The organism is Exiguobacterium sp. B2(2022) (assembly GCF_028823655.1).
Classification (GTDB): domain Bacteria; phylum Bacillota; class Bacilli; order Exiguobacteriales; family Exiguobacteriaceae; genus Exiguobacterium; species Exiguobacterium aestuarii_A.
In genome coordinates, this window is record NZ_JAPEHX010000079.1 from 1 (window position 1) to 10624 (window position 10624).

The window sequence follows — 10624 nt, forward strand, 5'->3', positions numbered from 1 at the left end:
ATCATGCGAGGTCGCATGATGAGTTTCATTTTTCATTCCACCCCAAACCGATACACCGTCCGCGAGTGATACAATTCACCCGGTTTCAGTTCGATCGAGGTCACGATGTCTGGATGATTCGGGGCGTCCGGGAACGCCTGGGCTTCGAGACAAATCGCGCTATGTTTTTGTCGGCCGTCGAGCGTCACCGGTGTCTCTTCACTGAGGAAGTTTCCTGTATAAACGACCATGACGGGTTGATTCGTCTCGACGGTCATCGTCCGTCCGCTCACCGGGTCGTGTAACTTCGTCTCCCCATCCTTCAAGATAAATGGGTGATCAAGTCCACCAGCCCGATCAATCGCCTCGTCTCCTGACTCGAGCGCCTCCCGGACCACTTTCCCGTCACGAAAATCAAACGGGGTCCCGCTCACATCCCGCAGCTCTCCTGTCGGCAGCGACTCTGTATCGAGCACCCCGACCGAATCAGCTGGTAGCGTCAGCTCATGGTCATGGATGGTCGGGCGTCCACCGAGATTGAAGTAGTTGTGATGGTTCAGGTTGACCCACGTCAGTTGGTCCGTTTCCGCCGTCATCGTGACAATCAGTTCATTGTCATCTGTCAGCTCATATAACACTTTGAAGAAGACGTTTCCGGGATATCCTTCTTCCCCGTCCGGACTCACATACGTGAACTGGATGCACTGCTCGTCGGCATCCATCTCCCAGTGTCGAGCCGTGATGCCTTTGTCGCCTCCATGAATATGATGAGGCGCCTCGCTTGGGGTCAAGGCGACACCATCGATTTCCGCGTCACGGATCCGTCCAGCGATCCGCCCAACGACCGATCCGAGATAGACTGGGTTTTCTAAGTATTGAGAGACGTCCCCATATTTCAAGATGACCGAGTCGAGATTGCCGTCTCGGTCCGGGGCCATCAGTTCCGTCATCGCACAGCCATAGTCGATGGCAGATAGTTTCATACCGTTGGTGTTTTGAATCGTCGCTTGTTTCACTCGTACAACCACCTTTAGTTCGTTTTCTCTCTCATTCCCGACCTTGGTGTTCCGTACTCCACTTTATCGACATGACTCAGGAGCGAACTGACGAACACATCAAACCGTTCCTGCCCCGTTTCCGTCTGTTTGAAGACTCCGGCGTCTTCGAGTCCTTTCACGAACTTGTCGACGACGGCTTGGTCGACGATTGTTTTCGGGTCGCCTGCCTTCTTCCGTAACGTATCCGACCATTCCTGGTGCATTGCTTCAACTTCGACATCCTCGCCCGCCACATAACGGACGACTTGTTCGAGTTCCGTCTTCAAGCGTGCCGGTAAGACGGCGAGTCCCATCACTTCGATCAAGCCGATATTCTCACGCTTGATGTGATGCACGTCAGCATGCGGGTGGAAGATTCCGTCCGGATGTGCCTCGCTCGTCCGGTTGTTCCGAAGGACGAGGTCGAGCTCATAGCGCCCGTCCCGTCGTCTCGCAATCGGAGTGACCGTGTTATGCGGGACGCCGTCCGTATACGGGATGACCTCACTCGATTCGTCCTCATAGTCACGCCAATAGCCAAGCAACTGATTCGCCAACATGACGAGCTGCTCTTGTTGACGGGAACGGAGACGGACCACGGAGAGTGGCCAGTAGAGCGTCTCAATCTCGACTTGGTCATAACGCTCCGAACGATACGTCGAGACGACTCGCGCATCGTCCATCGCAAACCGGTAGCGGCCGGCCTGGTAATGGTCGTGCGTCAAAATCGAACCGCCGACGATTGGCAAGTCCGCGTTCGACCCTGCGAAATAGTGCGGGAACTGCGTGATGAAGTCGAGTAGACGCTCGAACGCGCCCCGGTCGATGACCATGTCGCGCACCTCGTTCGACAACAAGATCGAGTGCTCGTTGTAGTAGAGGTACGGTGAATATTGGAACGACCACGGTTGTCCGCCGAGCGTGAGCGGGATGATGCGATGGTTCGCACGCGCCGGATGTTTCAAGTGTCCGCCGTAGCCTTCGTTCTCAATCGCGAGTAACCCTTTCGGATAGTTCGACGTCGGGGTCGGTTGCGTCCGGGCGAGTGCGATCTCACGCGGGTCCTTCTCCGGTTTGGACAAGTTGATGGTGATGTCGAGCGTGCCATAGCGGGTCGGTGCTTGATACGTGATGTTGTTCGCGATCCGTCGCGTCTGGATATAGTTCGACGCCTGGCTCATGCGATAGAAATAGTCCGTCGCCGCTGTCACGTCCATCGCGCGAAGTTCATTGAAACGACGCGTCACTTCAGACGGTTTCGAGACGAAGACGTTCATCACCTCAGCCATGAAGCGGTCCTTTTCTTCCAGGATTGGTTCGATCAACTCCTGTTCGATCGCATACGCGACCAACTCCTCCAATGCGTCCGGGATTGCCATCGACGGCACAGACGTCGGGACGTCCATATCGAGTTTATGAAGTGTTGCGAGCACACGGTTCCGTGAATAAATCCGGTCCTGCTCGTCAATCAACTCTGCACGAATCGCTGCCTCGACGAGCGCCTCAATCGTCACATCGATCATCGTCTCACCTCTTTCGCCTGATAACCGAACGGATGGCTCGCGTGCCAGTTCCACGCGTCCGTCAAAATCGTCTCGACATTTGACCGGGTCGGTGTCCAACCGAGGACGCTTCGTGCTTTCTCAGACGAGGCAATCAACTTCGCCGGATCACCGGCGCGGCGTTCCCCGAGTCGGACCGGGATGTCATGCCCCGTCACGCGGCGTGCCGCTTCAACGATTTCAAGCACAGATAGTCCGTTCGCCGTCCCGAGATTGAACACGTCGCTCGTCCCGTCTTCCCGTAAGTAACGGAGTGCGAGAAGATGCGCATCGACGAGGTCCTGGACGTGGATGTAGTCGCGGATACATGTGCCGTCCTCTGTCGCATAGTCGTCACCGAACACGGTGATGGCGTCACGCTGCCCGTTCGCCACTTGAAGGACGATTGGGATGAGGTGCGTCTCCGGGTCGTGATCTTCCCCGATTTCACCGGTCGCGATTGCGCCAGCGACGTTGAAGTAACGGAGCGCGACCGAACGGATGCCGTGCGCCTGATCACACCAACGAATCATCGACTCCATCGCGAGCTTCGTCGCCCCGTACGTGTTCGTCGGGTTCGTCAGCGCCGTCTCATCGATCGGCATGATGGTCTGGTCACCGTATGTCGCGGCCGTCGAGGAGAAGACGATCCGTTTCACCCCAGCGTCCCGCATCACCTCGAGGAGCACCTGTGTCCCGAAGACGTTGTTGTCATAGTAAGCGAGCGGGTCCGTCATCGATTCACCGACGAGCGAGTTTGCCGCGAAGTGGAGGACGTCCGTGACTGCCTCTTTCGCGAACACGTCTTTTACGAACGCACGGTCACGTAAGTCCCCTTCATAAAAACGAACGTCTTGCGGGATCGACTCGACGTGTCCCGTCTGGAGATTGTCGAGGATGACGACGTCCTCCCCGTCTTTCAATAAGGCACGGACGGCGTGCGATCCGATATAGCCGGCGCCGCCGACGACAAGTACACTCATTTCACTTCCTCCTCTACGAGTTCTCGGACGCCGTCCCCGACCGAGGCGACGTAACATGTCGGCGCGTAACCGATCGTCTCTTCATACTTCGCGGACGTCTGTTCGATCATCGCGTTCGTATCCGTTTGTCGAACGATGGCGATGGCACAGCCACCGAATCCGGCCCCCGTCATACGGGCACCGATGACACCGTCACAGCCTTGGGCGGCCGCGACGAGCGTGTCGAGTTCAAGCCCCGTCACTTCATAATCGTCCCGAAGCGACGCGTGTGACGCATTCATCAACTGACCGAACGTCTCGAGTCGTCCTTCTTGTAAAGCGGTATAGGCAAGTTTCGTCCGCTCGTTCTCCGAGACGGCGTGGCGTGCCCGTTTGCGGAGCGTCTCCGGCAAGTCGATGGCGACTTGTTCGAACGCCTCCATCGACAGCTGTCCGAGTGATTCCACGTCGAATTTTGGTTGAATCAACCCGAGTGCCGTATCGCATTCGCGTCGACGCTCGTTATATTTCGAGTCGGCGAGTTCGCGTCGTTTATTCGTGTTCATGATGACGATGTCGTATCCGTCGAGGGAGATTGGTGCGTAGTCATGATGGAGCGTCTCACAATCAAGAAGCATCGCCTGCCCGGCTTTACCCATCCCGATGGCAAACTGGTCCATGATACCGCTGTTGACGCCGATGAACGTGTTCTCAACACGTTGTCCGAGTCGGACGAGGTCAAGCCGTTCGAGACCAAGACCGTACACTTCATTCAACATGAACGCTGTCACGAGTTCGAGGGAAGCCGATGACGAGAGACCCGCCCCGTTCGGGATATTGCCCGCGAGGAGGAAGTCGAACCCGTGGATGTCGTGCCCGTCTTGTCGAAGGAGCGTGACGACACCTTTCACGTAGTTCGCCCAATCGTGGCTCGCCTCATACGTCCCGTCCGTCACAGGGAACGATACGATGCCGACGTCCTCAAAGTTACGTGAGTAGACACGAATCAAATCGTCCTCCCGCTTCTTCACGAGTCCATACGTCCCGAACGTGATTGCACATGGGAAGACGTGCCCTCCGTTGTAGTCGGTGTGCTCACCGATCAAGTTGATGCGACCCGGTGCGAAGAACACCCGGTCCACTGACCCGGCGAACACCTCCTCGAATTGTTGTCTCAGCTGTTCCATATCAAATGAAAGCATACGGCTTCATCCCTTCCATCGCTCATGCCGGGTGGATGACCAGGCAATACGCGTCATAGTCTGTTTGTTGTGTGAGGTTTATGCCTTGTTCCATCAAATAGCGTCCGCTCACGCGGCGCCCTTCTAGTTCGTATGTCCGTTCCGGGTCGAGTCCGCGTAACTTCACGCGTAAGCAGTTCTTCCCGTATTGACGTCGGTCGGCGTTGACGAGGACGACGTAGTCTTCTCCGTCCGTATAGCCGACGGCGTGGAAGCCGTCCCGTTTGAGCGAGGCGAGACGATGGCTCGTCCCGTGCTGCACGAGCGGGCGAATCGTCTTATACGTCGCGATCCATTCTTTCGCCTCTGCCAATTCTTCTTTCGTCCATTCGAGCAGATTACCGCCGATGCCGAGCGTCCCTTGCATGGCGCTGACGAACCGATATCCGAGCGGCAACGAACGATTGTTCAACCAGTTCGGCGCATCCGTCACCCAGCAGCTCATCATCTTGGCATTATAGGCGTATGAGAAGCCTTCCTGGATCGCGAGACGGTCGAGTGCGTCCGTGTTGTCGCTCGTCCAAACTTGTTCAACGCGCGAGAGGACACCGAGGTCGATCCGCCCACCGCCACCGGCGCATGATTCGAACGCGACGTTTGGGTGTTTTTCCCGCAACGTGTCGAGGATGCGATACACCGCTTCCGCGTGACGGAGCCATAGTTCCTTCGCGTCACGTAGATGTGGGCTGTCAGGCTCTGAGAAGGCACGGTTCATGTCCCACTTGATGTAGCGGATGTCGTGTCGTCCGAGCAATTCGTCGAGCCATGTCGTCACGTGCGCTTCGACTTCAGGCAAGGCGAGGTTCAAGACGAACTGATTTCGCGACGTCGTCGACGGGCGTCCGTCCGTATAGTAAATCCATTCCGGATGAGTCCGGTACAGGTCTGAATCTGGATTGACCATCTCCGGTTCGACCCATAGCCCGAACTGGAGACCTTTCTCCTCAACGTAGCGGACGAGCGGGTCGAGCCCGTTCGGGAACTTCGTCTCGTTGACGTGCCAATCCCCGAGTCCGGCCGCGTCCGAGTGACGCTCACCGAACCAGCCGTCATCGACGACGAACAACTCACAGCCGATGGCGGCCGCCTCGTCGACGAGACGTTTCTGTCCGTCCTCACTGACGTCGAAATAGGTCGCCTCCCACGAGTTGTAGAGGACCGGGCGCAACACGTCACGCGTCACTTCCGGCATGATGACGTCGCGCTCGAAATCGTGGGCGTTCTGACTCATGCCACCGAATCCGCGCTGCGTATAGCCGATATAGCCGGGTGGCGTCGTGAACGACTCACCCGCTTGAAGCGTCTTCGCGAAGTCGAACGAATTGATCCCGCCCGTCACTTGTGTGAAGCCGAACTGGTCTTTCTCGAAATGGATCGCCCAGTTACCGGAGTGTCCGAGGAAGCCGTAAACGACTTCCCCGTGTGTCTCTGTCGCATTATCGTCGAGTGCGAACCAAGGGTTGCTTTGATGGCTCGTCAACCCGCGACGGCTCTCGATCGTCTTCTTGCCTGGGAGGAGGAGCCCTTCTTGAAGCTGGAACTCGCTCGTCCACGCCCCGCTGAAATGACGGAGTCGCATGTCGCGCTCGATGAGTCCGAGGCTGAACGACTGTGCGCTCTCGAGCGTGACCGTCTCTCCTGCTTTGACGGTCATGCGCCGGGCGATGATGTCGTACGCCGGATAAAGCGTGAACTGAAGCGTCACGTGAAGGGACTGAATCGAGTCGAACAAATCGATTTCGAGCGTCTCTCCATCGATCCGTACATCACGGAGTGCGAACGCATGCAACCGTTCCGTCTCGGTATGACTCTTCAACGTCGGTTCCGTATAGACGAGGTCGCCGAACGAGGTGAACTCGTATGCGGCCACCCCTTCCGGTGTCTCGAATGACGAATGCAACACGCGCGCGTCCGGTAGTTCTTTGATGTCCGACTCATGCAGGCGTCCACCGAGATATTGATGGACGAGACGACCGCGTGCATCGACATCAAACACGTACGTGAGATTCGTCCCGATGAGGGCGAACCGATTGTCGTGACGAACGATCATGCTTCCACCTCCCGTTTGAGGAGGACGACCGCGAGCGGTTCGAGTTCGAGCGTGCCTGTCACCGTCTCCCCGTCGAGCGTCTGCCACGTGCCGTCGAGTTCGACGGATGACGTGACCTCGGTCGAATGGTTCAAATAGAAGCGGATCAACTGCCCGTCCCCATGACGATCGACTTTCTCGACATCGTCAGGGAGTCGGTGCGCGTCAATCCCGGCACGTGTGAGTGCCTCGTGATAGACCGTGTCGAGCATCGCATCATCGACCGATGAGCCGATGTACGTCACGTCGCCTTTATACGTGTGACGCGTGATGGCCGCCGTTCCTTTATAGAACGCCTGCCCGTAAGTCGCTAACACCTCGGCACCTTTTGGCGTGATCAAGTCGCACCAGATGTTCGCCTCAGACACTTGGTCGCCGAGGCGGACCTCGTTCGACTGGACGGCTTGTAAGCTCTCATACTCGTCAATCTCGATACCCGCGTACTCAGCGAACTTGCCTGGGAGCGTCAAGTTATGACAACGGTTAATCGGGTCTTTCACGCCAGTCCGATATGTGAAGATGACGTTCCCACCGTTCTCGATATAGTCGATGAGCGTCTCGTCGAACACGTCATTCCCGAGGAAATAGAGCGGGACGATGACGAGCTTATACGCGTCGAGCGCATCCCCTGGGAAGACGATGTCCGTGTTGACCCCTTGACGGACAGCGGCACCATAGAAGCGGACGAACTCTTGTTTGAAGTTGAACGCGTCCGAGTGCGGCTGATGCGTCCACGCCCATAAGTTCTCTTGGTCGAAATAGACGGCGACGTCCGACTTGTATGCAGCCGCGTTGATCATATCGCCATGCGCGTGAAGCTCAGACATGACGTGCTTCACTTCTTCGAACTTCCGTTTCGGCTTCCCATCATGGTCGATGATGCCGTGACAGAACTCCTCTGTCCCGAAGTCAGCGGCACGGAATCGGAAGTAGACGATCGCCTCGGCGCCATGGGCGACAGCTTGATGTGTCCAGAGACGGATATGTCCTGGTCGTGGCAAATAGCCGATACGGCTCCATCCTTGGGCCCCACTGAGCTGCTCCATCACCCAGAACCCTTTTCCTTGTTTCGACGAGCGGCAAAGATCATGATCGTGCGCTGTCTTCTCGAAACGGTTCGGCTCCGGCAATCCACCCCAGACCGGGTAGTTGTCGAACGAGACGTAGTCGAGGTCTTGGGCCATCTGTTGCTGATTGATCGCCATGTCGCTATAGACGAGGTTATGCGTGATGAACGCATCCTCGTGGATGAGCGAACGGAGCGTGTCGACTTGGAGTTTGTTGAACGAGCGATACGCGTCCGAACAGAATCGGTCGAAATCGACGAGAAGCGACGGGTTGTGTTCTTGGAACACAGTGCGAGGAACCGGAATCTGTGTCCATGCCGTATATGTATGGCTCCAGAAGACGGTCCCCCAAGCCGCGTTGAGTGCGTCGAGTGTCTCGTAACGTTCTCTCAACCATTCCTGAAACGCCACTTGATCGATGTCGCCGTACGAGCGGTCCGACTGTTCATGTCCATACTCATTGTCCGTCTGCCAGCCAATCACGCGCGGATGACGACCATACCGCTCCGCCATTTTACGGGTGATCCGTTCACAGTACTCGCGGTAGACCGGGCTGTTGACCGTATAATGACGACGGGCACCGAAACTGATGCGGACGCCGTCTTTCGTCACCGGGAGGATGTCCGGATACTTTTCGATGAGCCATGCGGGCGGTGTCGCCGTCGGCGTGCCGAGGACGATGTCAAAGTGTTCGCCGAACGTCTCGACGACCTCATCCCAAAACGAGAAGTCGAACTCACCGTCTGCCGGTTCCATCATCGTCCAGGCGAATTCGGCCATACGGATGACGTTGACGCCGAGCTCTTTCATCAAGCGGACGTCCTCGTCCCAAAGCGCACGATCTGTCTGTTCTGGATAGTAATCTACTCCTAAATACATGCTGTTCACCTCAATCGATTATTTGACCGCTCCCGAAGTCATACCTTTTTGTAAGAAGCGTTGGAAGAAGATATAAAACACCATCGTCGGCAAGCTGATCAAGACGAGCGAGGCGTACAGTTTACCAGGGTCCCCACCGAGCGCTTCCGTGAAGAAGGTTGGTGCCATCGTCACCGTCTGCTTGGCCGGGTCCGTCATGAACGTGAGGACCATCAAGTACTCGTTCCACGAGTTGAGGAACGCATAGATCGTCGCTGTCGCGAGCGCCGGTTTGGCGAGCGGCATCATGACTTTATAGAAGATTTGGAACGTCGACGCCCCGTCGATATGCGCCGCTTCCATCAATTCGTTCGGCAGTTCGTCGAAGTAGCTCTTGATGAGCATGAGCCCGAACGGAAGGAAGAAGGCGATCTCGGCGCCGATCAATCCCCAATAGCTGTTGAGCCCGTCAAGCGTACGCAATGTGAAGAAGAGCGGTACGATGAGCGAGGCGACCGGTAGCATCAATCCTGCCAAGACGAGATTGAACAATAGGCGCTTCCCAGCGAACTGGAGCTTCGAGAAGCCGAACGCCGCAAAGGCGAGAAGTGAGATCGAAATGAGAATCATAAAGAAGGCGACGATGAAGCTGTTGATGACGAACTGTGGGAAGTTCGGGTTTTGAAGCGTCGCGATATAGTTTTCAAAGCCGTTGACACGTAAGCTTTCCTTGAACATGACGAAGATTGGGAACAACCAGAGGATTGCCATGAGTGACAGACCGATATTGGTGAACCATCTTCCTTTTTTCGTTTGCAGTTCCATAGCTACTCCCCCTTAGTCCATTTTCTTCTGTACACGCATCTGGAAGTACGTGATACCGAGTGCGATCGCGAGCAAGATGATGGCGACAGCACTGGCGTAACCGACCTCTTGATGAAGCATCGATTTCCGGAACAGGTACGTCGAGATGACCTCGGTCGAGTTACCTGGTCCACCTTGCGTCGAGATCCAGACGATATCGAACGTCTTTAGACCACCGATGACCCCGAGGATCGTCAATGTGAACGTCGTCCCTTTCAAGTTCGGGAAGACGACGCTCCAAAGCGTTCTCCAGAAGCCCGCTCCGTCGATATTGGCCGCCTCGAACACTTCCCGTTCGATGGCGAGCATCGCCATGTAATACATGATCATCGACGAGCCCGTCCATTGGAAGATGTTGATCAAGATGATGGCGTAGAGCGCGACATCCTGGTCACCGAGCCAGTTCTGCTCAAGGGCACCGAGTCCAATCATACGAAGGAATTCGTTGATGTAGCCGAACTGGAAGTCAAAGATCTGCGTGAACGCCGCCCCGAGGACGACCGGGCTCAAGACGACCGGGAAGAAGAACACCGATTTGAAGAACGTCCGGCCCGCGCCTTTCGTGTGTAGCAAATAGGCCAACACGAGCCCGAGACCCGCCTGAATCGTGACCGTCAAGATCGTGAAGATGCCCGTATTCTTGAGCGCGTTATAAAATTCTGGGTCTTGGAACATGCGTGCGAAGTTCTCGAAGCCGACATACACTTTCTCAAACGAGATTCCGTCCCACGAGAAGAGCGAGTGATAGGCGTTATAAAAGATCCCGTAATAAATGAAGGCGATGACGAACAGGACGGTCGGGGCGACGAACGCCCAGCCGATCAAGTTTTGCTTCATCCGCTCTTTCTTCCGGATTGGGTTCGGCGCGCTCGGCGGCACCGACGCGAGCTTCGGCTTGGACTTGTTCAAATCGGTTGCTTGTTGCATAAGGTTCCCTCACTTTCAGATTCAAAAAATCGAGCGCCAGTGAGTCTGGCTACTGGCGC

Annotated in this window: 8 protein-coding genes; all 8 read right to left on the reverse strand. The window is 56.2% G+C overall.

Translation table 11 applies throughout. From position 1 onward, the window contains the following. Window positions 1–32: 32 nt before the first annotated feature. From ON063_RS13350 to ON063_RS13385, 8 genes are read right to left on the reverse strand one after another with little or no spacing between them, the layout of a single operon-like run. On the reverse strand, window positions 33–995 hold the full coding sequence (locus tag ON063_RS13350; RefSeq protein ID WP_274665458.1) for an aldose epimerase family protein: 963 nt from the start codon (window positions 993–995) through the stop codon (window positions 33–35). A gap of 14 nt (window positions 996–1009) precedes the next feature. Then, window positions 1010–2539: a UDP-glucose--hexose-1-phosphate uridylyltransferase gene (locus tag ON063_RS13355; protein ID WP_274665459.1), complete on the reverse strand. Its 1530-nt coding sequence runs from the start codon at window positions 2537–2539 to the stop codon at window positions 1010–1012. Further along, entirely contained in the window at window positions 2536–3540 is a 1005-nt protein-coding gene (galE, locus tag ON063_RS13360; RefSeq protein WP_274665460.1) for a UDP-glucose 4-epimerase GalE, read from the reverse strand. The genes ON063_RS13355 and galE overlap by 4 nt, the downstream gene beginning before the upstream one ends. Next, on the reverse strand, window positions 3537–4721 hold the full coding sequence (locus ON063_RS13365; RefSeq protein WP_446719141.1) for a galactokinase: 1185 nt from the start codon (window positions 4719–4721) through the stop codon (window positions 3537–3539). The genes galE and ON063_RS13365 overlap by 4 nt, the downstream gene beginning before the upstream one ends. Window positions 4722–4743: 22 nt before the next feature. Then, complete coding sequence (locus ON063_RS13370) at window positions 4744–6810, reverse strand: alpha-galactosidase (protein ID WP_274665461.1); 2067 nt, start codon at window positions 6808–6810, stop codon at window positions 4744–4746. Then, the gene (locus ON063_RS13375) at window positions 6807–8795 is read right to left on the reverse strand and encodes a beta-galactosidase (RefSeq protein WP_274665462.1); all 1989 of its coding nucleotides are present in this window, start codon (window positions 8793–8795) and stop codon (window positions 6807–6809) included. Before ON063_RS13375 ends, ON063_RS13370 begins: the two co-directional genes overlap by 4 nt. Window positions 8796–8813: 18 nt before the next feature. Further along, entirely contained in the window at window positions 8814–9599 is a 786-nt protein-coding gene (locus ON063_RS13380; RefSeq protein WP_274665463.1) for a carbohydrate ABC transporter permease, read from the reverse strand. A gap of 12 nt (window positions 9600–9611) precedes the next feature. After that, window positions 9612–10565: a carbohydrate ABC transporter permease gene (locus ON063_RS13385; RefSeq protein ID WP_214694278.1), complete on the reverse strand. Its 954-nt coding sequence runs from the start codon at window positions 10563–10565 to the stop codon at window positions 9612–9614. Between the last annotated feature and the right edge of the window lie 59 nt (window positions 10566–10624).